Source organism: uncultured Vagococcus sp. (genome assembly GCF_963518325.1).
Lineage (GTDB): Bacteria > Bacillota > Bacilli > Lactobacillales > Vagococcaceae > Vagococcus_D.
Window position 1 is genome coordinate 1 of sequence record NZ_CAUQJB010000020.1, and the last position, 22480, is coordinate 22480.

A 22480-nucleotide genomic window follows, 5' to 3' on the forward strand; every position below is an offset into this window, starting at 1 on the left:
TTTTTAGCTTTGCTATCATCTATCATAATAATTCGATAACTTCGTCCATACATTTCGCCTGTAAATTCTTTCTTCATCTTCATCTTCCTCTTTTTATAATTCTCCATTTAACACAGGATAAAAGTTTTTAATGATGTCGGTTATATTTCCTGACACATCCTTCTCTAAATATCCAAAAAATGTCACCTCATCTACCATTGCTTCAATCATATTATCCTTTCCTGCTACCACTTTCCCTTCAGTTTGTAGCACTTTCGCAGCCTTATCAGATAATTTATCGCCATCGATACTAGCATCATAGACTGTTTTTGGATCATCTATCTTTTTCAACACCCCAGGCAAAAACTCCAATTTGTTGTTCATCGCTGCTACATTATAATTCACTTCAAAAATCCCTTTATAAGTAGGATGTTCTTTCACCGTGTAATAAAAACCATCTGTTAACCCATCTGTTAATACCACCTTCCCGTTTTTCATTGGTGGCATTTAAAAATCAACACACTCTTTCTTTATTGCCTTAAAAAACTCTGTTGCCTCATGTCCACCAACTACACCTTTCTCTATTTTTTTCTTCATTTTTTCTCTCCCATATCTCATCGTCTTATAACTAATTTTTAAACGTTAATTCATATTAAATAAGTTTTTTTACTCACATAATGATTTACTTTTGTGGTTTCATTTCAAACAACCTAATGCGCAGTTTGTTATTAATAAGACGCTCCACTTTACAACACCATTTCTTCATCACTTTTTTTCCTCCTATTCAACAAAACAACTATGTTTTAAATAATTATACCTGTGAGGAAAACAACTTTCTGTTCAATAATTAGTTTAAACAAACATCGCTTCTGAATTACTTAACCTAACTAAGAAAAAATGCTTAATTCGTCTTATACTGCTGATTTAACAACGAAAGTCAAGTAGCTTTCGTCGCATTTTTGCTCCACATCCAGACTAAAACAGCAACAAATAAATCAGATAATCCGACATCGAGTAACACTATCCTAAGTCAGCGACTTGACCTAACCATAGGCCTCTCTGCTTTACTTCCAACTAAGTCTCAAAAAAAGCGCAAAAAAAAAGCCATCAGACCACTGTCTAATGACTTTTAACTAAAATGAAAATGGGTTTAAGAATTGACACGGCTTTCAGGCACGACTTTTGCTATATCTGGCCATTGTTGGGCCACTTCTTCAACTGAATAAGCGGTTACGCCTCTTAAATCAGTTGGATAAGTCACATTCACTGCCTCCACTGATTTAGTGGCAATAAACTGACCATTGGCCGCCCGTAGCACCCAACCCGACTCCTCAATCGCTGATGATGCCAAAAAGACAACACCCGGCACAATTGCCTCAGGTAATAAATCTTCTGGTTGTCCTGTCACGCCCCACATTCGCGTTTTGGCAACTGGCGAAACCGTATTGATCTGAATATTCAGCCCCTTTGCTTCTTCTGCTAAAATGTTCATCAGACCAATTTGGCTTATTTTAGTCGTCGCATAAGCTGTCAATCCCGCTTGAGCATATTCTGGATAAATTCCTCGATCAGACGTTGTGAACACCAACCGGCCATAGTCCTGACTTTTAAATAACGGCCAAGCAGATTGTGCTAGCCAAATAGGCGCCTCTAATTGAATACGAACAGCCTTATCCAAAAATTCTGGTGTTAGTTCTTCAATTGATTGATACCCCACCCAACCAGCATTATGAATAATACTATCCAAACGACCAAAATCGGTCTGAATCATTTGAATCAATTCTTGACAACCTTCACGCTGGTTGATAGTGATCGAACTGGCAGTTGCCGATCCCCCCAATTCGCGAATAGCGGTCGCAGCCTCTTCAGCAATTCGGGGATCTGATCCCTCACCCAGAGAGTCAACACCGACATCATGAATAATCACACTATCAACTCTTATGATTACTATAACAGAAATGAGAACATGGATAAACGGGAATGCTTGTGAAGCCTCCCTTGATCAGTCTTTTTCAATCGTAGGCATGCTGAAACAACCGTCACACACTTGCTTATGCCGTACATATTCCCCCCCCTTAGACCTTATTTCAGTTGCAAAATTAAAGCCAACCTGGTCTTAAAACGAGACGAAAAGGGCTTGTCTTTAGGAAACGTTTATGAGTCTCTTGGAATGAGCCCTTTACAATCAAGCGATATCTGACTTTTTAACTAGGGCTTTCATCACGGATTATGCTAGGTTTAAGGAACTAAACGGCCCTTTTCATAAACTATTTACGGACTTTCACAGGCATGATATCGTTAAACTATCAAATAGTTGGAGGTCTCATATGTTGCAAAAAAAAACAACCAAACGTAAAACCAGTGACTCACAGATTACCATCCCATATGCCCTTTTTTTATTGGTATTGTACCGATTAGCCTATGTCTTTGGGGTGATCTTACTTTTATTACCTCAATTTGTTGTTCATATGCCTTTTGCTACGTTAAAAGCACTCACTACTAGAGAAAGTTCTGCTACTGGTCCTTTAATCAGCCTTCAGCAACAATTAACTTATTCCTGGTCAGCGAATCTTATTCATCTTCTGGTCATCGTGTTAATCATTTGGCTTCTTAGCTATCATCACGTGAACTTTTTTTCTAAAAAGCCCATCACCCTCTATGAGATCGGCAGTATTGCTCTCTATACGTTATCTTTGCTTATTATTCTGTCAAGTCTTTGGTTTGCCCTAACTTTTTTCAGCCCTAATTTTAGTCCTTTTACGCCATTTAGTATGGAAAATATACACCTAATTGCGTCAAAAAGCTCACTGTATCTCTCAACTTTCGTCGCAATCGTGCTCTTAGCTCCTCTTGCTGAAGAAATCATCTTTCGAGGAATCTTCTCAATCATCTTTAGACGTTATCAATTAATTGGCCTGATCGCCTGCGGGATTGCCTTTTCTCTTTATCACTGCGCAACCGATGGCTTGGCTTTTATATGGTACTTGGTAATGGGGCTAGGTCTCGGAGCCATTTATATCAAAACAGAACGGATTGAAGCGGCCATCTTTGCCCATATGATGCTAAATCTCTGTCAATTTGTTTTAATCATTCGATAAATCAGTATTGTTAGAACACATTTCTCTCAAAAAAGGAACTGTCTACATCCCATCAATTTCTTATACAAATTTATTTGCCACTTATGTCACTTTTCCTGTTTAAATAAGGTATTATATATAAGGAGGTTATGTTAACAATAGAATAACAGCTAAAACCATGAAGGAGCTTAACATGAGTGAAACAAATCAAGAGAAACAAACCGTGCTGAAACGTTTAATTAACCGTGAAAGCATCATCACCAAAGAAATGAACACTTTAGCAACAAAAGGCTATATTGACAAGTACACGGCTGATAGGGCCATTCGCGGCTATCAATCCTATACACAGGATCAGTTATCCAAGTTAAACAACTCTGAATCTGTCAAAAAACAGCCCACTATCCTTAAAGTGACTAAAACAGCAATGGCCACGGTCACACTTAAGAATGGCCCAGTGGAAGATGGCATCCCCCGAGAAAAAGAAGGCCCTGTCTATAAAAAACCAAAAAAAGAAGCAAAAACAGCGGAACAATTAAGAGAAGGACACTTGCAAATCATTTTAATTGCTGGGGTTGCCTTATTATTCTTGGCAGGTGCGGTCTTAGCAACGACCAGTTGGCTTTTATTATCCCCCATAACCAAAGTTAGTTTAATCTCATTAATTGCCATTGTCTTTTTAGGAATGGCAAAACTAGCGAGCGTCTTAAAAATACCGCAAACCAGTAAAGCCTTTTTAATCTTGGCCTGCTTGTTTTTTCCATTTCCCTTTCTAAGTGGTGGCTATTATCAATTATTTGGTTCCTATCTTTCCTTAGTTGGGCCTGGACGATTTTTATTTGGTTTCCTTTTAACGGCTGCTTTTGCTGGTATTTACGGCCTAATTGGTCATAAGAAAAATCTGGGACTGATGACCCAACTGTCAGTCGGCTTAGCTTATATCAGCTTGCTATTTTTACTTCGTCAGCTAATGCCTTCTCACGAAGGACGCAGTCTGATAATTTTAGGATCACTTATGGCCTTTAATGAGGGAAGTTCTGCTATTTATCGTCGTTTTTACAGCATCCTTGACGCCAAACAATGGCAACTTCATTTGGCTTTGATTAACGGTATCAGTGTGCTGGTGACCTTAACTAGTTTTAAACTATCAATAATGGGCATCATCTTCCTTGGTTTATTGGCTACCTTGTGCTTACAAATCGGCAGTCAAAGCACAAGGTACCAGTTAAAATGGTGGCGATTAAGCGACGCCTTGATCACCTTGATGTTCGTCGTGGGTTCCCTCGTCCTGCTCTTTGAGCCCTGGGCTGGCCTAACCAGCAGTCTGCTGCTAATCGGCTATACACGGTTGCGACAGTATTGGCAACGGGTCGAGTCATCGACCAACTTTGATAAATTACAAGTTCGTTATGATCGAAAACTTTGTTGCCTCTTTATTTTAGGCCTTGCTAGTCATCTGATTGTAAATGATACACTTATTCTGGAGCTGTTCGGCTTCCTAAGCAGTGGACTTGTGCTAATTACCATTGGCCGTTTCCACAAAACTCTTACGAATAAACGTAAAATTAATCTGGGTATCCTTAGCTTTTTGTTGTTGATCGAACTAGTGGCCTTACTTCCTTTAGAAACCATATGGCAAGTCAGAGGCCTGCTACTTGTGGCCATCCTACTCTATAACTGGGTAATCAGACACCAGGATTTAAACGATACTTTAAGCTATTTAACGACCATCGGTTTGAGTAGTTACGCGTTGCTCTGGGTTATTGGTTGGCTTGTTCAACCAGAACTGACTATGGTCGAACTAAGCAGTTGGAATCTGCTGATTTTTAGCAGTCTTATTCACTTCTGCCTCGTTTCTTCTACAGCTAAGCAACGATTGAGCCCTCTAATGCCCGTTGGCTTTGTTCTTTCCTTAATACCAGTTTGTAGTCAACTAACTGAGTTGAGTTGGTCCACCTTCCTATTAAGCCTAGGCGTTTTAGGGTTAGGATATTTCCTGACTAAGTGGTTAGCCCCTGCCTTTATGGTTGTCAGCCATTGGCTTAGCTTGGCACTTTATGGAAGTAGTTTGGTCTTCCTATTGGCCAACCACTTAGTCAATCATGGGGTGTGGGCTCAACTCATCATCCTGCTCTTTGGCTGTTACTTGATGTATTCATGTGGCATTTGGTTAAAACAACCCCTATTTTTAAATGGCGTGCCCCTGATGTTTTTCTGGTCACTCCTGTTCCTCCTAAGTTTATTAGGATTATCAGATTTTGGGCAGTTAATCTATTATGAACTTTTATTAGTCCTTAGTTACATGCTTGTAAACTACCATCAGCAAAAACCCTTTTACTTCCTTGGAAAAATCGGATTAACGATGGTTCTCGTCTTATTTTGGCTCTTAAGTATCGGTCAAGTTGCTTTCATGTCGACTATGACACCTAGTTTTATTGGCTTATTTTTACCTATGGTCCTTTTAGGCGCTTATTTCATTCACCATCCTAATAAATGGCTAAAGCGTGGCATCTTATTGATTGAAAGTTATTTAACCATTGCCTTACTTCAGCTTTCCTTGTATCAGTTAGTTGAAATTAGTTTAGAGTATCACTGGCAATTTTTCATTCTAACTACCCTTTTGACTGCTGGTTTGTTTCTAAAAAAACAGCGGGAAATTATTTGGCCGGTTGGCTTGCTTCAAGTCGCCTTTACGTTACTACTATTCTTAGGGGCTTCCTATGGTCAACTGATCGAGGACTGGTCTTTGATTGGTGGCAGTGTTGTTTTACTGGCTTATGGGATGACTTATCTTGTTTTATCCCGCGTCTCTCAAGTAACACAACTGGGCATTCTTGTGACCTTAGTGTATGACTTGTGCCTATTCCCTTCAAGGGAAAATGTGTCCTCTTTATTGTTTAGCGTGATTGTTTGGGCGCTCTTAATCGCCTCAGCCGGCCTTTCTTTATGGAAAAGGCAGCCTCTTTTAATGGCGAAAAACAGGCCTAATTTGATGATGTTTGTCCAATTAATTGGGCTGGCAGGCTTATTGGTGATTGGCATAGACTTCCTTTGGGTTAAACTCTATCTATTAGTGCTGACCTTTGCACTGAGCTTGCTAGAGACAACGGTTGTCAAAAGAAGTTTACTAACCCTAACTGCCATAACCAGTTTCTCCCTAGTTAATGATGGCCTCTCGACTTATTTGGAACCTATCAACGGCCCCTTAGGGCAGCTACTAACCAGTTTTTCAATTCTCATCGCTTTAACCGTCACATTCCGCTTTATTTGGCAAAAACCGCAACTGGCAAAACCAGCAGAGTGGGTCGTTTCTGGTTTAATCCTCCTAAGCTACTTGGCTATATCCCTAGGAGGTAACTTGACTAACGGTCTTTACGGCGCGATCTTTGCCTTACTACTGGTGGTTATCGCTTATCTAACTAAATACACCGCCTACTTTACCAATGGGCTAATATACTTGGTTGTTTTTATTCTCTACAGCCAGCGTCATTTTTGGGCGGCAATACCTTGGTGGCTCTATTTAGCCATTGGTGGTCTCTTACTGATTACCTTAGGTAGTTTAAGTGAGTGGCGCCGCCGCAATCGGTCTGGTAGTTTGATAAAAGCTAAAGATAAAGTGAAAGATTATTTTAAAGATTGGCAATAAGAAATGGTGCTAAAAAGCAGTTAAGGTGAGAGAATTCACCTTAACTGCTTTTTTATTATAGGCTATAGGCACGACATTAAAATAAGTTTGTAATAATCATTTTTCTTTAAAGTTACCCCAAACTCACTAAATCCTCTGCCACCGTGGTTATCCCACTAATGCCATAATGATTGACTAAATAATTTGCCGTCTGTTCACTGAGATAAGCAGGCAAAGTTGGGCCGACTTTAATATCTTTAATCCCCAAATGTAATAAGGCAAGTAGAACAATAATCGCTTTTTGTTCATACCAAGCAGGGTTAAATGAAATTGGCAAATCATTCATATCATTTAGTTGAAAGACCTCTTTTAACTTTTGAGCGACAATCACCCATGAATAGGAATCATTACATTGACCCGCATCTAATACTCTTGGAATACCATTAATAGCCTTTAACTGTAGCTTATTGTACCGATATTTGGCGCAACCAGACGTTAAAATAATCGTATCTGGCTTGAGGTTTTGGGCAAATTCTTCATAGTACTTGCGCGTTCGGCTTCGACCATCACAGCCACTCATGACCACAAACTGACGAATCGCCCCACTCTTAATATTGGCCACCAACTGATCGGCCAAAGCTAGAACTTGATTATGGGCAAACCCACCAACAATTTCACCTGATTCAATGGCTTGTGGACTGGCACAAGTTTGTGCTTGTATAATCACATCGCTAAAATCTTTCTGGCCATCTGCTAACTCCTTGATTCGTCTAAATCCAGGATAGTCACAATTTCCTGTGGCATAAACTTTATTTAAATAACCGGCTTTCGCTTTTGGCGGCACAATACAGTTTGTTGTAAAGATAATTGGCCCTTGAAAGGATTCAAATTCACTGGCTTGTTGCCACCAAGCATTACCATAGTTACCTACTAAATGCTTGTATTGTTTCAATTTAGGATAATAATGAGCCGGCAACATTTCACTATGAGTATAAATATCCACCCCACTGGCTTCACTTTGTGCCAATAACTGCTCCAAGTCCTTTAAATCATGCCCCGACACTAAAATACCGGGCCGGGTTCCAACCCCGATATTAACCCTTGTGATTTCTGGATTGCCATAAGTCGATGTATTGGCTTGATCTAACAAGGCCATAACCTTAACCCCGTAAGTCCCACATAAATCGGTCACCTCAAGTAATTGACTTACCTCTTGACACTCATTCAGCCCAGCTAAAGTTTGCACCATAAACTGGTGGATGTCATCATCTTCATACCCTAAATGAATAGCATGAGAATGATAGGCACAAAGTCCCATTAAGCCTCCCATAATCAGTGATTTCAAAGCGTTTAAGTCTTCATCTGCTTCGTAGTAAGCCACCACATCTTGTCGATTTGTATAGATCTGAGCCTGTTTCACCGCCTTTTGAAGACTGTCATGGCTAAAATTAGCATTCGTAATTAATTTAAACAGACTATTCATAATAAAAAGTTTTTCCTCTTTACAGCCTTCCTTCATGACAATTTGTGAAGCCAAGACTTTCAAATACTCTTTAAGTTCATCCATAAGATTGGCTAACTCGCTGTCTTTACCACAAGCTCCTTTAATCGTACAAGCTTTATTACCAGCGGCTTCTTGACACTGGTTACAATACATTAAAGTTTCCATTCAATCATCATCTCCTTTAGTACATTCACTATAAAGGGGAAATCAGCTTAAATATGTGATAGTTACAACACTTTAGAAATAATCTGGATTTAACCTGTAGTCTTGCTTATTAATGGCAATGATTCCGGCCTTCTCCATTAGATGGATTTCCCGTGATAAACTACTGCGGTTGACACACAAATAATCTGCCAGTTGGGTTTTGTTAAAGGGTAACGTGAAACAATCACTTTGCTGCTTGAACCGATAGAAATTCAGCACCTCATATAATCGATCTTTAACCGTATTCTTGTTGATACATTCCAGTTTGTGAGTTAAAAAGGTATTCTTCGTGGCCAGAATGCCGATTAGATTTGCCAAAACTTGCCTAGGAAAGTTCAGAATGGTTGTCCGGGACAATTGAATCACTTTCAACCTCTGAATGGCCATAATATCAAAGGGGGAAATAGCTTCTTGATCAAATGCGACGGATTCGGCAAATAAATCCCCTTCCTCCAGGACAGTGATTAACTTTTTATTGCCATTCATGTCGTAGCTGCAAATTTCGATTGAGCCTTCAATAATAATAGACAACTCCTGAACCTTGTCGCCCATTCGAATCAGAACCTCATTCTTTTTAAATTCTTTAAGGATTAGGTGCTTATCAATTTCTTCCAGATCACTTGCTTCTAAGTGATGAAACAAGGAAATCTCACTTAAATTTTTCATAAGTTCTCACTTTCACGTTTGCATATCTTAATGATACTATATTTCCCATGGCGTTAGGCTAAGAAAATGTAAAAGACTCATAGTTACAATGACGAATTTCGGGAACGCTTTCCCTTTAATTGATTTGTGATATAATGATCGAAAAAGGAGGCGTATTAACATGCTTAATTTAAACTTAATTTTGCCATTTTTTTCGATTCTTTGGGGCTGTCTTTTCTATTATTTTCCAAAAACAATTTGGAATAATTGTTTTGTATTGCTTCATCGACAAGATGCTGCTTATTTATACCAATCAAATAAATTTATTGGAAAGGCTATGGTGATCTCAAGTCTCTTTTTTTTAGTCCTGTCACTCTTGCCTTCCATCAGTCTCTTTACTATTTTTATTCCATGGCTGCTAGCCAATGCCCTTATAATTCCTTTCTATTTTGAACTTACTTGGAGATTTAACAAGACTCGTTCTCATTCTGAGACTGAGGGAAATTAACGAAGATTTGGATTAAAAGTGAACAGAACAATAGTGTTACAATCAACCGAATGATAGGTGAGTTGGTTGATCGTCACACTGTTCAACTTTTTTTTATCAAAAAAAGATGGCTTCTTCCCATAAGAAGCCATCTAATATAACACTCTTTATGCCAATCCCACTAGCGCCACTAAAATTGAAAATAGAATAACACCCAGTAACAATGTGGTTGTTTTGACTTTTTTGCCTAATAACCAGTAAATAATTAAAAAGAACATGGCTGGGAAAAATCCTAACATGATTTGATCGACGTAGGTTTGCAGGGATTCAGCAATCTTCCCACCCCCAACTTTCATCGTTAATTCAAAGTTAACATTGGAAGCAGTCATGGCCCCAATTACCATTAACCCAAGAATTGACGCCGACTGAGTAATGGACTGAACTAAGCCACTGTTGCCTAATTCACCAAAAAATTTGGCCCCAAACTTAATCCCTTTATCCAAACAAAGATATCTTAAAATGAAATGAGGAACATTGATAATCAGTAAAAAAGCAATGGGCCCTAAAATACTGCCTTGATTGGATAGAGAAATCGCAATCCCTGTGGCGATTACTTTTAATGTGCCCCAGAAAAATGAGTCTCCAACTCCTGCGATTGGTCCCATTAAACTTGATTTAACGGCACTAATAGATGATGAATCAAACTCGCGGTTACGAGCATTTTCTTCTTCCATGGCACTCGTAATCCCAAATAATAAGGTAGAAACATGGGGCGTAATGGACATAAATTCCAAATGACGTTGAAGAGCCAACGCTCGTTCTTCTTCTGTTTGGTATAATCGTCTGATAATCGGCCCCATCGTATAGGCAAACGCCAGATTCTGCATCCGTTCGTAGTTCCATGAAGCATCTAAGGTCAGTGAACGAAAAAACACTGACCAAAAGTCTTTACGTGTTATTTTTGATTCCTCTGTCACTTCATTCAATGGTTTAGAATTCGTTGTCATCGACAAAATCCTCCTGGGTTTTATTTTCACTAACCGTCATCATTAACATCACTGCCACAATACCGAAAAGTGCGACACCCACTACTGTCACATTCAAGTAAGCCGCTAATAGAAAACCTAATAAAAGAAAGGGAATCATTTTCTTCGTTAGCATCATTTTAGCTAACATGGCAAACCCGATAGCTGGAATAATGCCTGCCGCGATATCCAAACCGTGAGTCACAAATTCTGGCACAAAGGATAAAATTTTCTCAATAGCCGGCACTCCCAAAGCAAAACCTGCGGCAACCACAAGTGCCAGTATGACTTTATTTAGAATTGAATAAAAAATCTGAGTTCGTTCAATCCCCTTGATATCTCCCTCTTGGGCATATTTATCTGCCTTATGACTCGCATGAGTTAGAAGGAAGGTCATCTGCAAGTTATCAATTAAGAGAACCAGCGTTGCAATGGGTACCGCCAATAATACTGCACTTGAAATCGATTGACCACTCATAATCACATAAGCCGTCGCAATAATCGTTCCCGAGACAAAGTCAGGTGGATTGCTGGCACCAACAGGAAAGGCCCCCATAAAGACCAATTCAAGAGTGGCACCCAGTTTCAAACCAGCCTCTAAATCACCAAGAGCCAATCCCACTAAAGGCCCAACGACAATCGGTCGATTCCACATCGTGGAGCCAAAGAAGCTATGCATGTAAGCAAAAAAAGCAATTAGAAACATTAAGACAATATTCCCCACAGAAATCTCCATTTAGTTCTCCCCCTTAAATCAATTTAGTGATAGCAACAGCTTGTTCATCAGGAACCATTTGAACCGTTAGTTCAATCCCATTTGCTGATAACTGTTGAATCAGCTCAATGTCTCTTGGTGAAACGTGCACCGATTTTGAAACTTGCTTACGATCCATCCCGTCTTTCATGCCACCTAAATTGATTGCCTTGATGGATGGTACTTGACTGGCAAGCTTGGCCACATCCTCCACTGACTCACATAAAATCAGTAAGCGGTACTTTTCTGTCACCCCAGAATTTAACGCTGTAATAGAATCTTCAATGCTTTTCATGACTAGTTTCACCCCATTCGGTGTTGCCATCTTCATGGCCGTCATTTTCAATGAATCGTTCACTAAAGCATCACTGGCAATTAAGATGCAGTTTGCTTGTAAAAATTTTGTCCAGGTAAAGCCCACTTGTCCATGAATCAACCGGTGATCCACTCTCACTAATTTTATCGTCATCTCAATAATCCCTCCCGATATTGTCTCACTCGTGCCATAAAGCGCCGAACATTCTCACGACTCACATCACCCGTATCTTTTTTGGTATCTTTAAAACAACTTCCCACAATGGCCGCATCACAAATCGCTAATTGTGCCAGAACATTCTCATCAGTGACGCCTGCTGCTACCACTAAGGGGAAATCCCCTAGTGACTCTCTAAAGTCTTGAATTTTTTCCATGGAAGTCTCTTCTCCCGTTGCATTTTGCGTCACCGCAACAGCATCACAGCGGGATTTAGCGATCACCAAATCTTCTGCCAAACTCTTTTCTGACAATTCCGGTTGATACTTAAAGCGCACACCGCCAATCAGACAAGCCTTGGTTCGGCTGCGTTCCAAATCAAAGAATGCTTGGAGAGTCGCCTCATCCCGAGGTTTCACATGACCGACGACTGAATCCACTTGAAGGATAGCCAAGTCGTATTTATTGGCTAAGTAAAAGCCCATGGCATCTAAATTTAAGCAATTAACTCCAATCGGAATCCCTAAATCCAAGGAAACAATAAACTGAATGGCTTTTTCCAGTTGAATGTAATCGCCGTAATAGTTCTCCATCATAATGCAATCCACGCCTTCCTCAACATAGATAGCAATCTCTTTTTTAGCCCGTTCTTGGATTTCCTCTTCTGATGCTCCTTTTAAATGAATCATTGCAATAATTGGTTTTTTCGTGTTAAAGATATCTAAAAATGTGCGTTTTCCCAACATTCCATCACTTCCTCTCTAAAAATCCTCATCCTCTAATACTAAGTGATCCAGCGCAATTCGCCGAATCCCTTGTTGCGCTTCTGCTATCATCTCACTGATGACCTCATCAGAAATAACCTCTGACCCGTCCAAAAGCACTTGTAAAGCCAATCCCAGATTCACCCCAGACAGCAAGACCCCATTTGGATAATCCGACAAGCGAATCATAGCGTTTACAATGCTAGCCCCATAAAGATCCCCCATAATAATAAACTGCCGCTCTGGATGGGCCACCATGTTCTTTTCAATTTCCGCCATAAAATCTGTGGCACTTTTCCCAGGAACCAAGGAATAAGTCATAATCTCCTTGGCCATACTACCAGCAATCAGCTCCAAGGCATGTTTAAACCCTTGGGCAAGTTCCCCGTGAGTGGCAATAATAATCTGTTTCATTGATAATCCTCCTTGCTTTAGTAAGAACGAATCGCCGCCTTATACAACTTAGAATTAATAAATTGCTCATTAAAATAAATCAGTTTACTGGACGCATCCAAAACTTGTTGCTTAATATGAAGCAGTGGTGTTCCTTCCTCTACTTGCAAATGTTCAGCCAGTTCAGCTGATGCAAGGGAGACATCCATTACATTGTCAAAGTGATTGATTTGATACTCTTTTGATTTTAAAACCTCAATTAAAGAGTCTGACGCTGTTAAACCATCAATTATCGGTGCCATTTCCTTGGTAACATAATCGATTTCAAAAATAACCGGTTGATAGTCGATATGTCGCAGTCTCTTCAAAGAAATAATGTCAGAATCCTTAAAACCTAATTCTAATTTTTGTCCCTCGCTTAACTGCAGATATTCTTTTTCCAAAATTTGAGTGGTTGGAATTTTATTAGATGTCACACCTGCAGAAGTAAAACTTCCCCCAGCGTTAAAGGCTTCTTTGTAAACAGGAAAGGCCACATATGCTCCTTTACCTTGTTTTTTTTCCACTATTCCACGGTCTACCAAGATCTTTAAAGCATTTCGAACTGTAACACGACTAATATCATGTTCCTTCATCCAGTCACCTTCAGACGGCAGTTTTTCACCGTATTGATAACTACCTGATAGAATCTTATTTTCAATTAGATTGGCCAGCTGGTTATACAGCGGAATCGGATTGCTTTCAGAAATCTCTTTTTCCATGATGTCCTCCTTATTTTTCCAACTTGTATTAACTTGTATCAAGTTGTCTTAACATGTATTATAGTAAGCGTTTTTCCATTTGTCAACAAAAATATTTATGTTTGTGGCAAATTTGACGATTTCCCCTAACGATTAGCTCATTAGGAGAGACCACCATTTAATTTAACCGCCAAACGACTCTTATGTTTGAAAAACTAACTACCGCCATCCCAAGTGCTTATCATCTGGAAGTGGCGGTAGTTAGTTTATTTAAGTTGTTTTCAATTTATGATGTTCTTTTTGCGACATGACTGTAGTCTCTTGCATATAAGTGAGGTCTTTAATACCTAGCCAAGGGGCGACTTCTAGTTAACATAATTTTTTTATTGTAACCTCATTTATCTGTTATAATAAGATGATCAATGAAAATCAAAGCTGGCATCTTTCACTGCTTCTAGATAGTCTTCAGAGGGGGCTGTAAATGAGCCTCCATAAAAATGAGCCATTTTCCCCTGCTCATTAAATTCAATAAAAAGAACCTCTTCATTCTTTTTCAACCCTAAAACTAAGGGAGTGTCGCTTAAAACAGACCCCTCTTGATTGACAAAATCAATCACCTCATCCAATTTTTCCTGATCTTCTGCCATAAGCGCCATCTCAGACCTTAATTCCTCGGTTAAATAATCTTGACCTAAGACTTCCATGACATTTAAATAATGATCGGATCGCCCATACTGCCTCAAATCGCTTCTAAAATAATCATAAGCAGCATAAGAACCCAATGAGGGCCCCCCCTGAGTCTCATCAGAAGGTTGAAAGACGATGTTGGTGATCTCCTCTTCCCAATTTAGCCTCACCTCAAGAATCCAGTCAGGTAATGAAGTAAATTGTACCCGAACAAGAGAACCATGGGCTTGAAAATCATGAGAGCTCTCTCGATCCAGCCCACTATTGTTCTTAAGTTGCTCAAGCTGATCTTGGTTCGTCGCCTTTAGTAATAGATAGGATTGATAACCGTCTTCACTAAATTCCTCTTTCAGCTCAGAATCCCTTAATTCGGATGACTCATTCTGAAAAAGATCATCAAAAAATAAAAATTGTTTTCCACGCCTTAACTCACGAAAAACTTTTGTATTATCAATCATTGTCTCATTTTGAATCCTTTGAATAATTTGTTGATCAATTTTTTTTACTGGCACATTAGACTGATGACTTCCATTCAGTCCAAGTTTAAAAATCGCACCTACTACCATCAAAGCGACCCAGCCAAAGACCCAGCTATTTTTACGTTTCGATGGTTCATATAAATTAACTGTTTTGGTTGCTTTGTTAGGATATAGTAATGACACCCAATAACGTTTCAATCGATCAGGAGCCCATTCCAACCCTTTAATCTCAGCATAACTTAATTTTGAGTTGTCACTACTCGTAAAGGACTGAGTCAACTGAGCCAATAGGTCACAATCATGACGATAGCGGCTGCCCTTAATCCTAGATAACAGATTAACAATCAAGGTGTGTGAGTCGCGAATGCCCTCTTTACTTTGTCCCAAGTAATACAGGGCCATTAAATACAATAAATCATCGTCTAAGTATGAAAAGGCCTTCGCTTTTTCAGCAACTGAATGAATCGAAGCCTCTCCTTCCCCCTGAAATAGATAACGACAGAGTAGGTAACGGTAATAATAATAAGTCTCTCGCTGCTCTATTAACAAATTTTCATACCCATCAAATCTCAAATGATTGTCCGCTAATAAGGCCTGATAATCATGATGACCAAAATAAGCGTACCAGTCCTCTTCGGTTAACTCACATAAACTGGTTATGTGAGCCTTCACCTCAAAGGACAACAGATAATGATTTTCGATAAGATAGTGAACCATTCGCTGTCGAGTCTCTTCGTATGCTTGAAGGGACCCATTCAAATAAGGCTTGAGCAAGTTCTCCCAAAGAACCACATCGTTAAAATAAGCCTCCTGTTCGATCAGCGCTCTCAATTGACTGTTAAAATCTTCCAGATAGACAACCGTATCCTGATCATCGGTCACCCTGTCATTGATCTTAATAATCTCTTCAACTACTATTTCTCTAGTACCCACATCAGCTATCGGAGAGACTTCTTGATGGGCTTGAAAGGATAATGCCAACTCATACGCTCTTCGTAGTTCCTGGTACTCATCGATTTCTTTTGATAAATCAAGTTGTTTCACTTTTTTCGCGTAGGCCTGTTTGATTGCCTTTTTTGAAGCGTCTTCCGCGATCCCTAGTATCTGATAAATAGTCATGTTCTAATCCCTAATCAAACCAGTCGTGAAACGTCTGTTGACTGATGCTTTCGATAAATTGCGTCACTTCTTTTTGCATTTTACGGATTTTCTTGTCATCTTGTTTGTCCAAAACAAATTCGAATGACACACTCATCTGTGAGACTTGTTCCCGAATAATCCCCTGATGCTCAACGTACAAACTATCAAGTTTTGCTAGCAGTAAACGATTAATCTCTTGATCCTTCGGATGAACTTTTAAATAATCCAGTTTTTTTAGAGCGGCAACCAACTCCTGTTGGCTAAGTGAACCAGGTTTTTCTTCAATAACCAATCGTTCCAATTTATTGTATTTTTGATCTTTCACAATGACTTCCAAAATCCCGTTAACATCATAAGTAAAGCGGCAAGTGACGACGTGCCCTTTTGGCACCTTTGGCAATTGGATACGTACTTCGCCAATCTTCAAATTATCTTCAACACGGGAGTGCTCTCCCTGGTATATTCCAAAGAGCAATTCTGTTTGATTGTCTACGATAGTTGAAAAAGGCAATTCACGACTAACGGGAATTGGTGAATTCCGCTCAATAATCGGTTGATAAATACCGGATATAAAGCCCGTTGGTGTTTCCTTAACAATTTCAGTTCCCATCGTATGGCTGCACACATCTGTTAACATCATTTCTTCTTGTAAAATCTCCCCACTTCTCATGGACGCCTGAATGCCTGCGCCAATCGCAATGGCTTCATCTGGTTCCAAACTGACAAAAGGGAAAATCTTAAATAACTTCGTAATGAATCGGCGAATGACAACAGACTTTGTGGCCCCACCAACTAAAATAACTTTGTCAATTTCATCTAGTGATAAACCGCCATCTCTTAACACTCGAACCAGCGGTTTTTTCATGCGATTAAGCAAAGAATCACAAAGTTCCTCGTAATGATTCAGCGTCAATGAATAAGAATAATCCTGCTTGATTCGAAATTTTAACGTTATTTCGCCAGACTCTTCCAAGGACCGTTTGGCAGATTCCGCTTTTTCATAAATCAGGGACCGCTCCTGATTTGTCAACGTCGCTTCACTTAGCTCACATTGCTTGATAATATCGGTCACAATTACCTTAGTAAAGTCTTCGCCTCCCAAAAAATTATCTCCTGAAATCGATTCAACTTGCATAATCCCTTCGAATAATTCCATCAATGAGACATCGTAGGTCCCACCGCCTACATCACAGACTAAAATCGTCTGATCCAAATCCTTATGTAAGCCATAAGCAATCGCTGCGGCTGTCGGTTCACTTAACAAATTCGTCACCTTGAGACCAGCCAAACGAGCTGCTTCAATAGTCGCTTCACGCTGCATATTATTAAAATAAGCTGGCACACTGATTGTCGCTTCAGTCACTGCTTCTCCAATGTAAGACTCAGCATTTAGTTTTAATTTTTTTAGCACTAAAGCCGACAACTCAATCGGTGAAAACGTCAACTCACCTAAGTGATACCGTTTTTCTGTTCCCATAAATTGTTTAAACGTTGAGACGGTCAAATGAGGATGAGATAACAAACGTTCCTTTGCAATCTCTCCTACAAGTACATCACCATTATCATCTATCCCGACAACGGACGGGGTGATGGTGTTAGAAAATTCATTTGGGACCAATGTGACAGCCCCTTCTTGCCAATAAGAAATCAAACTATTCGATGTCCCTAAATCAATGCCTACGTTCATCCCATCTACTCCTCTACTTAATACATACCTTCATTATTCTAACAAATATCGTCCATTATTGAAAGATTTCATAAGGATTTACAATGAAAAGTAGTAAATATAACCATCAAAGTAAGGATACTTTTAATAGGAATCGTACTAGTTAGGCTTGAAAATACTCCCTTTGGATTAGAAAGTCATTTTTTGCAAATTAATGACCAGACGTACACTGCCCTTGAAAAAAAAATCACTAGATACGACAAATAAGTCTCATCTAGTGAGGTAGATACGATTAAATCATTTGTGCAAAACGACTAAGCTCTTCTTCATTTAACAAAGATACATTGGTCGAATTATCAAAGGTTTCAAAACGCGGATCTTGTTTGCTCACCATTTGCATAATTTTCTTATCCACGAATTTCAACTTCGAGACACTCACCTTACCACCAAAGGCAACTTGGCCAGTGGCATGTTTTCTTAGTTTTTCAGTATAGGCTTTTGCTAATTCCTCATCTAATTCTTCACCTGAGCGTAATCCATTAATGAATAAGTAAAGACGTTTAGTTAGTAAAACATCTTCGTATTTTTCACAAAATTTCTGCATATTTTTCGTTATACTCCCAATATAAATCGGGCTTCCTAAAACAATCGTATCAACATCTTGCAAAGTTTTCCCTGTAACCTCCGTCACATCTCGACTTTCTAACATGCAGTTAGCTTGATTTGCTATCATTTCTGCATAGGCCTGTGTTGCACCATACTTGGTTGAGTAGATAATTAAACATCTCATGAGACACCCTTCTTTCCTGAATCGTTTATTGTTTAATCGCATTTTCAATTGCTTTTAAAATCACCTTACTACTAAGAGTAGCACCTGAAACGACAGCTACATTTGTCCCTTGCTCCTCAATGACCGTATCAATAATTGTTTCAGCCTTCTTACCTAGACCAGTCGTGTGTTCAAGTATATCAATCGCCATAACGGTATTATTTTCTATGGTCAGTTTAACTTTGGCACTAACCACTGCCTGCTTAAATGAACCCTCGACCTGTCCATCTGCCAACCTTAACTGACTAAACGGTTGACTTGCCAGTTCAACTTTTTCTTCCTCAGCAGTCACTAGTTGAATAAACAGGACCCCTAGGGTTATTATCACTAGGGGAATCACAAACAATAGCCAACCCTTTCTTTTATTTTTTATCAATAGATGCTCCTCCTATTCCATTCAGCAATAAATCGATATAGGCGGTTGTCATCTGCTCGATTTGCGTCGGGTCTGTCACCCGGTAGCTGACAATGTTAAATACTAACCCCATTAAAGAAATTAAAATCAATTCTGCTGAATTTTCTTGTACTGATCTAAAATCATGTGTCCTCATGCCTTCCTCCAATAGATCTTGAAGCAAACGGTTCCCTTCTTGAACCTCTTCAGGATCTCTAGGCTTTGCATCATCTGAAAGAGAAATGCCACTTGTTAACATGACCGCTCGAAATTTTTCAGGATTCTCCAGCATAATGGAAATGTAACAATGACAGGTTAAGACAAATTTTTCTCTCGGGGATGCCTGAGAATTCGCCTCTATCACTTTTTTCGCCTGACTCACCACCTCTCGATACATCTCATAAGCAATGCTCATTAAAATATCCTCTTTGTTTTTAAAGTAGTTATAGATTGTCGTTGGTGAGTACTCAATTAGAGCCGCGATTTTTCGAATGGACAATTTTTCATATCCTTCTGAGGTAATTATCTCTGTTGCCGCATTAAAAATTTTCTGTTGAAGTTCTTGTTTTTCTTTTTCTTTTCGAGACATCTAGATAAGTCTCTCCTTTCTAGTTAACACTGTTAATTATATTTACACTGTTAACTTACCTCTTTTTGATTGAGATGTCAAGTAGGATGTTAATTTTTTTGACAAACACAACCTCATTTTGAGAAACTCAGCATGATAAGTGATTTGGTGCGACACCCAATTTATGATAAAATTTAAGTGGTTGTTAAAACAGTTTATATTGTCCAGTTAAGTGTAACCTATCCAGTGACACCTTCATTATAGTGAGGAAATAGTTTTTCATGCTTTTCTCATGATGCTGTCTCCTTCGAGTTCAAAAACACTTTTAGTCATATGATATAATGATTTGATAAAGGGCAACCAAGAGAATCGATAGTTGTGAATTACCTAACAAAGGAGAAATGGAACGTGAAAAAAAATCAAAAATTACTTTTTTCTGGCTATGGCTCTTCTCTCTTCCAATTGCGGTAGTGGGATTTTTGTTGCAAACAATTTTAATACCTATGCAAGATATGCATACTTTATCAGAGAAAGAATTAGCTCAAGCGCAACAAGAATTTGCTATAAATTATCCACTTGGCACAGTCCTTATGTGGACGGGATTGATTGTGTTTATATTAACCCCAATTATCTTAGTAGTAGCCTTTGTGAAAATCTAAGTAAAACGCCGTGCTTCTATGTCCTGATAGACAATTTAGAATGGAAAAAAAGACATCGTTACCTGAAAAAGACTAAGCCCCATGTCATACTAAATCATTAATGAATCATAGAGGAGGAACTATTATATGAAAAGGTATGTTGCTCTATTAAGAGGAATAAATATCAGCGGAAAAAACAAACTATCGATGGCTGACTTAAAAAAAGAAATGATGGAACTTGATTTTGAGGATGTGGTCACTTATCTAAACACTGGAAATGTTATTTTCACTAGTGAAAGTGATGATAAGGAGTTACTTGCAACTACCATAAACTTAATGATCAAAGACCGATTTAAATTAGATATTCCCGTTCACATTGTCTTGCAAAATGATTTAAAAGAGTTGCTAACTGACGCTCCTGATTGGTGGGGAAATGAAGATAAAGACATCTATGATAATCTCATACTTATGATCTCGTTAACTTATGAGGAGCTTTATCATGAAATCGGTGACCCTAACGAGGAATATGAGAACGTCCAGCCGCATAAAAATGGGGTTTTCTGGTCATTTAGTCGGAAAAATTATCAAAAGACCAATTGGTGGTCAAAAACTACCAACGCTAAAATCAAAAATAATCTCACCATTCGAACAGCCAATACCATCAAGAAAATTGTCGATATGTGAGAACAGATTTGACTAAGATAAGTTTGACTCATGGTTTACACTAAATTTTCCACCATTTTCTGTCATAACATTGTAAACGTTCCCCTTGAGATTAACTTTGAAAAAATCTTCTGCAATTTCAGAGCAATCGATATTCATATTATCTTTATAATTAGGGTTAGCCATGATCTGATTCATTTCTTCTTCATAATCATCCAAGTCTTCCCAACTACCCGCATCGGTAGATGCTTGCCAGTCTCTGTATTTCTAATTTCACCGGTCTTCTCATTGCCCCCTAATTAGCCATAAAAGATATCAACTATTAGGAGGCTTTTAATAAACTATACTCCGTGCCTTTTATTCATTTTCCAATTTCTGACGGAAGGCTATTTAAAACAACTATTTGTGTAAAACCATCGTGCGCTTTTCCAAACTAAATCACTTGACTCTCTTTCAGAAAAGCATAAACTAAATTATGTAAATCTTGATCCAATGTCGGTGTCATTTCTGGGATCAGTGGCATCATCATTAGAAATTCAAGCTTTAACCACTTAAATAACTCAGCTACTTTTTTCTCATACCCTTCAGGTGGATGTGCGACATAAGTATATTTTGCGCCACCCCATCGATGAGGTTTCCCTGCTAAAATCGCCGCTTCCTCACTAAATCGCACATCTTCAAATGACATGTCAGTATACTCATACGACACCCTAATAGGAAAACGATCATCTTCCAGTGTTTCTGACGTCCCTAGAATCATTCTCAACTCATTTATTCTTTTTTCTGGTTGATCCCCGTACTCAGTAAGTCTAATGACTTCAACAATGGATTGCTCCAGCTTCCAAATAAACCACCGAAATTCTTGATAATCTGTTGGAACGACTGATCGCTCTTCATCAATAAGACCTTGACACATCAAAAGAAGTTCCTTCATTTCAAATTCATCTTCTGTTTGTTCAGCGTATTTTAGCACTTTCAAATTCGTTAATAGCCTAAGCAAACTTCTAGTTTTCCCCTCATCAACTGATACATAATAGTTCATCAAATAACATTTAGCTGTTTTTACCAAATTTCTTAATTGAGGTTGCACAAAATAAGGTAGATGTGGGTAAATACATTCTTCCTCAAGAATACTTAGTAGCTCTTGTTGAAAAGTTTGATTGTCACTTTTAGTCATCTGCAACTTTTCTAAAAAGTCATACACACTCTTTCTAGCATTAGAATCTATCGGTGTCATTGAGTTGCTCCTTTCCAGTTGGATCCATTCGGTTTAGATAATCTTCCGTCATTTCTATTAACTCCCAAACTAGCCAGACAAAAAACTCATCCTTATGAATTTGACCGTCCGTTCGAGCGTCATTAAAATGATAATAAAAGTTACGATTATGAAATTCCCTTACTTCTTCCCACTCACCATTTTTTATATGGATTTGAATTTGTTTTAATTCATCTAGTGCACCGGATACACGTTCTATTTTATACGGAAGTAAATTAAGCCAATCCGATTCTTTTATAACATCCGCTTGTGTAAAATAATTAAGTGATAAATTATAAATTTTTTTATAGTTTTCAAATCGATATCTACCACCTGCATAATCGCCCGTACCTTTCGGATACCATTGTCTAAACAGTAACAAGGCTAGATTGGTTTGTGTATCTGATTGATTATCAGTGATTGTACTTATGTATCCCTCTACATATTTATATAAGTAATTACTATTTTTAACCATAATAGATTCCTTCTTTCATT

The 22480-nt window shown here is 38.7% G+C and carries 23 protein-coding genes; 5 read left to right on the forward strand and 18 right to left on the reverse strand.

Going from position 1 to position 22480, the window contains the following annotated elements:
• Positions 1-93: 93 nt before the first annotated feature.
• Both RWN13_RS15045 and RWN13_RS15050 read right to left on the reverse strand, forming a co-directional pair.
• Positions 94-486 carry a hypothetical protein gene (locus tag RWN13_RS15045; RefSeq protein WP_314065296.1) on the reverse strand — a complete coding sequence of 131 codons (393 nt, stop codon included), beginning with the start codon at positions 484-486 and terminating at the stop codon, positions 94-96.
• A 643-nt stretch (positions 487-1129) separates the two neighbouring features.
• On the reverse strand, positions 1130-1906 hold the full coding sequence (locus RWN13_RS15050) for an SDR family NAD(P)-dependent oxidoreductase (RefSeq protein ID WP_314065297.1): 777 nt from the start codon (positions 1904-1906) through the stop codon (positions 1130-1132).
• 400 nt (positions 1907-2306) lie between these two features.
• Here RWN13_RS15050 and RWN13_RS15055 point away from each other — a divergent pair, with 400 nt between their 5' ends.
• Together RWN13_RS15055 and RWN13_RS15060 are read left to right on the forward strand one after the other, a co-directional pair.
• Positions 2307-3077, forward strand: coding sequence for a type II CAAX endopeptidase family protein (locus tag RWN13_RS15055; RefSeq protein ID WP_314065299.1), 771 nt, complete (start codon positions 2307-2309; stop codon positions 3075-3077).
• A 172-nt stretch (positions 3078-3249) separates the two neighbouring features.
• On the forward strand, positions 3250-6699 hold the full coding sequence (locus RWN13_RS15060) for a hypothetical protein (RefSeq protein ID WP_314065300.1): 3450 nt from the start codon (positions 3250-3252) through the stop codon (positions 6697-6699).
• A gap of 112 nt (positions 6700-6811) precedes the next feature.
• Here the strand turns inward: RWN13_RS15060 and hcp are convergent, their stop codons facing one another.
• Together hcp and RWN13_RS15070 are read right to left on the reverse strand one after the other, a co-directional pair.
• Positions 6812-8347, reverse strand: a complete 1536-nt coding sequence (gene hcp / locus RWN13_RS15065) for a hydroxylamine reductase (protein ID WP_314065301.1) — start codon at positions 8345-8347, stop codon at positions 6812-6814.
• 72 nt (positions 8348-8419) lie between these two features.
• The gene (locus tag RWN13_RS15070; RefSeq protein ID WP_314065303.1) at positions 8420-9052 is read right to left on the reverse strand and encodes a Crp/Fnr family transcriptional regulator; all 633 of its coding nucleotides are present in this window, start codon (positions 9050-9052) and stop codon (positions 8420-8422) included.
• A gap of 160 nt (positions 9053-9212) precedes the next feature.
• On the opposite strand from RWN13_RS15070, the gene RWN13_RS15075 reads away from it, so the two are divergent.
• Positions 9213-9539 carry a hypothetical protein gene (locus RWN13_RS15075; protein WP_314065305.1) on the forward strand — a complete coding sequence of 109 codons (327 nt, stop codon included), beginning with the start codon at positions 9213-9215 and terminating at the stop codon, positions 9537-9539.
• 146 nt (positions 9540-9685) lie between these two features.
• Here the strand turns inward: RWN13_RS15075 and RWN13_RS15080 are convergent, their stop codons facing one another.
• The 11 genes from RWN13_RS15080 to RWN13_RS15130 form a co-directional block, all read right to left on the reverse strand.
• Positions 9686-10525 carry a PTS system mannose/fructose/sorbose family transporter subunit IID gene (locus RWN13_RS15080; RefSeq protein ID WP_314065306.1) on the reverse strand — a complete coding sequence of 280 codons (840 nt, stop codon included), beginning with the start codon at positions 10523-10525 and terminating at the stop codon, positions 9686-9688.
• Entirely contained in the window at positions 10509-11279 is a 771-nt protein-coding gene (locus tag RWN13_RS15085; protein WP_314065308.1) for a PTS sugar transporter subunit IIC, read from the reverse strand. Before RWN13_RS15085 ends, RWN13_RS15080 begins: the two co-directional genes overlap by 17 nt.
• Before the next feature lie 13 nt (positions 11280-11292).
• A complete protein-coding gene (locus RWN13_RS15090; RefSeq protein WP_314065310.1) occupies positions 11293-11766 on the reverse strand; it encodes a PTS sugar transporter subunit IIB in 474 nt (157 codons plus the stop codon).
• Positions 11763-12515, reverse strand: coding sequence for a BtpA/SgcQ family protein (locus RWN13_RS15095; RefSeq protein WP_314065312.1), 753 nt, complete (start codon positions 12513-12515; stop codon positions 11763-11765). The genes RWN13_RS15090 and RWN13_RS15095 overlap by 4 nt, the downstream gene beginning before the upstream one ends.
• A gap of 15 nt (positions 12516-12530) precedes the next feature.
• On the reverse strand, positions 12531-12947 hold the full coding sequence (locus RWN13_RS15100; RefSeq protein WP_314065314.1) for a PTS fructose IIA subunit family protein: 417 nt from the start codon (positions 12945-12947) through the stop codon (positions 12531-12533).
• A gap of 17 nt (positions 12948-12964) precedes the next feature.
• Entirely contained in the window at positions 12965-13687 is a 723-nt protein-coding gene (locus tag RWN13_RS15105; protein WP_314065315.1) for a GntR family transcriptional regulator, read from the reverse strand.
• Positions 13688-14085: 398 nt separating this feature from the next.
• Positions 14086-15951 carry a hypothetical protein gene (locus RWN13_RS15110; RefSeq protein WP_314065318.1) on the reverse strand — a complete coding sequence of 622 codons (1866 nt, stop codon included), beginning with the start codon at positions 15949-15951 and terminating at the stop codon, positions 14086-14088.
• Between the two features lie 10 nt (positions 15952-15961).
• Positions 15962-17659 carry a molecular chaperone HscC gene (locus RWN13_RS15115; protein ID WP_314065320.1) on the reverse strand — a complete coding sequence of 566 codons (1698 nt, stop codon included), beginning with the start codon at positions 17657-17659 and terminating at the stop codon, positions 15962-15964.
• Positions 17660-17930: 271 nt separating this feature from the next.
• On the reverse strand, positions 17931-18428 hold the full coding sequence (locus RWN13_RS15120) for a flavodoxin domain-containing protein (protein WP_314065321.1): 498 nt from the start codon (positions 18426-18428) through the stop codon (positions 17931-17933).
• 25 nt (positions 18429-18453) lie between these two features.
• Positions 18454-18843, reverse strand: a complete 390-nt coding sequence (locus RWN13_RS15125; RefSeq protein ID WP_314065323.1) for an FMN-binding protein — start codon at positions 18841-18843, stop codon at positions 18454-18456.
• Positions 18830-19450: a TetR/AcrR family transcriptional regulator gene (locus RWN13_RS15130; protein ID WP_314065325.1), complete on the reverse strand. Its 621-nt coding sequence runs from the start codon at positions 19448-19450 to the stop codon at positions 18830-18832. The genes RWN13_RS15125 and RWN13_RS15130 overlap by 14 nt, the downstream gene beginning before the upstream one ends.
• A 380-nt stretch (positions 19451-19830) precedes the next feature.
• On the opposite strand from RWN13_RS15130, the gene RWN13_RS15135 reads away from it, so the two are divergent.
• Complete coding sequence (locus tag RWN13_RS15135; protein WP_314065327.1) at positions 19831-20088, forward strand: hypothetical protein; 258 nt, start codon at positions 19831-19833, stop codon at positions 20086-20088.
• Between the two features lie 126 nt (positions 20089-20214).
• Positions 20215-20751 carry a DUF1697 domain-containing protein gene (locus RWN13_RS15140; RefSeq protein ID WP_314065330.1) on the forward strand — a complete coding sequence of 179 codons (537 nt, stop codon included), beginning with the start codon at positions 20215-20217 and terminating at the stop codon, positions 20749-20751.
• Positions 20752-20763: 12 nt separating this feature from the next.
• On the opposite strand, the gene RWN13_RS15145 is transcribed toward RWN13_RS15140, so the two are convergent.
• The 3 genes from RWN13_RS15145 to RWN13_RS15155 all read right to left on the reverse strand — a co-directional run bounded on the left by RWN13_RS15145 (position 20764) and on the right by RWN13_RS15155 (position 22460).
• Entirely contained in the window at positions 20764-20949 is a 186-nt protein-coding gene (locus RWN13_RS15145; protein WP_314065332.1) for a hypothetical protein, read from the reverse strand.
• Positions 20950-21163: 214 nt separating this feature from the next.
• Positions 21164-21967 carry a hypothetical protein gene (locus RWN13_RS15150; protein ID WP_314065333.1) on the reverse strand — a complete coding sequence of 268 codons (804 nt, stop codon included), beginning with the start codon at positions 21965-21967 and terminating at the stop codon, positions 21164-21166.
• Positions 21948-22460 carry a hypothetical protein gene (locus tag RWN13_RS15155; RefSeq protein WP_314065334.1) on the reverse strand — a complete coding sequence of 171 codons (513 nt, stop codon included), beginning with the start codon at positions 22458-22460 and terminating at the stop codon, positions 21948-21950. The genes RWN13_RS15150 and RWN13_RS15155 overlap by 20 nt, the downstream gene beginning before the upstream one ends.
• Positions 22461-22480: the final 20 nt, after the last annotated feature.

What these genes read in the sequence shown, in the direction of transcription:
- RWN13_RS15060 (WP_314065300.1), top strand. Translation starts at nt 3,250, where the DNA reads ATGAGTGAAACAAATCAAGAGAAACAAACCGTGCTGAAACGTTTAATT.
- RWN13_RS15115 (WP_314065320.1), bottom strand. Translation starts at nt 17,659, where the DNA reads ATGAACGTAGGCATTGATTTAGGGACATCGAATAGTTTGATTTCTTAT.
- RWN13_RS15140 (WP_314065330.1), top strand. Translation starts at nt 20,215, where the DNA reads ATGAAAAGGTATGTTGCTCTATTAAGAGGAATAAATATCAGCGGAAAA.
- RWN13_RS15155 (WP_314065334.1), bottom strand. Translation starts at nt 22,460, where the DNA reads ATGGTTAAAAATAGTAATTACTTATATAAATATGTAGAGGGATACATA.
- RWN13_RS15075 (WP_314065305.1), top strand. Translation starts at nt 9,213, where the DNA reads ATGCTTAATTTAAACTTAATTTTGCCATTTTTTTCGATTCTTTGGGGC.
- RWN13_RS15110 (WP_314065318.1), bottom strand. Translation starts at nt 15,951, where the DNA reads ATGACTATTTATCAGATACTAGGGATCGCGGAAGACGCTTCAAAAAAG.
- RWN13_RS15070 (WP_314065303.1), bottom strand. Translation starts at nt 9,052, where the DNA reads ATGAAAAATTTAAGTGAGATTTCCTTGTTTCATCACTTAGAAGCAAGT.
- RWN13_RS15135 (WP_314065327.1), top strand. Translation starts at nt 19,831, where the DNA reads ATGGAACGTGAAAAAAAATCAAAAATTACTTTTTTCTGGCTATGGCTC.
- RWN13_RS15150 (WP_314065333.1), bottom strand. Translation starts at nt 21,967, where the DNA reads ATGACACCGATAGATTCTAATGCTAGAAAGAGTGTGTATGACTTTTTA.
- hcp (WP_314065301.1), bottom strand. Translation starts at nt 8,347, where the DNA reads ATGGAAACTTTAATGTATTGTAACCAGTGTCAAGAAGCCGCTGGTAAT.
- RWN13_RS15100 (WP_314065314.1), bottom strand. Translation starts at nt 12,947, where the DNA reads ATGAAACAGATTATTATTGCCACTCACGGGGAACTTGCCCAAGGGTTT.
- RWN13_RS15120 (WP_314065321.1), bottom strand. Translation starts at nt 18,428, where the DNA reads ATGAGATGTTTAATTATCTACTCAACCAAGTATGGTGCAACACAGGCC.
- RWN13_RS15045 (WP_314065296.1), bottom strand. Translation starts at nt 486, where the DNA reads ATGCCACCAATGAAAAACGGGAAGGTGGTATTAACAGATGGGTTAACA.
- RWN13_RS15080 (WP_314065306.1), bottom strand. Translation starts at nt 10,525, where the DNA reads ATGACAACGAATTCTAAACCATTGAATGAAGTGACAGAGGAATCAAAA.
- RWN13_RS15085 (WP_314065308.1), bottom strand. Translation starts at nt 11,279, where the DNA reads ATGGAGATTTCTGTGGGGAATATTGTCTTAATGTTTCTAATTGCTTTT.
- RWN13_RS15095 (WP_314065312.1), bottom strand. Translation starts at nt 12,515, where the DNA reads ATGTTGGGAAAACGCACATTTTTAGATATCTTTAACACGAAAAAACCA.
- RWN13_RS15090 (WP_314065310.1), bottom strand. Translation starts at nt 11,766, where the DNA reads ATGACGATAAAATTAGTGAGAGTGGATCACCGGTTGATTCATGGACAA.
- RWN13_RS15055 (WP_314065299.1), top strand. Translation starts at nt 2,307, where the DNA reads ATGTTGCAAAAAAAAACAACCAAACGTAAAACCAGTGACTCACAGATT.
- RWN13_RS15130 (WP_314065325.1), bottom strand. Translation starts at nt 19,450, where the DNA reads ATGTCTCGAAAAGAAAAAGAAAAACAAGAACTTCAACAGAAAATTTTT.
- RWN13_RS15105 (WP_314065315.1), bottom strand. Translation starts at nt 13,687, where the DNA reads ATGGAAAAAGAGATTTCTGAAAGCAATCCGATTCCGCTGTATAACCAG.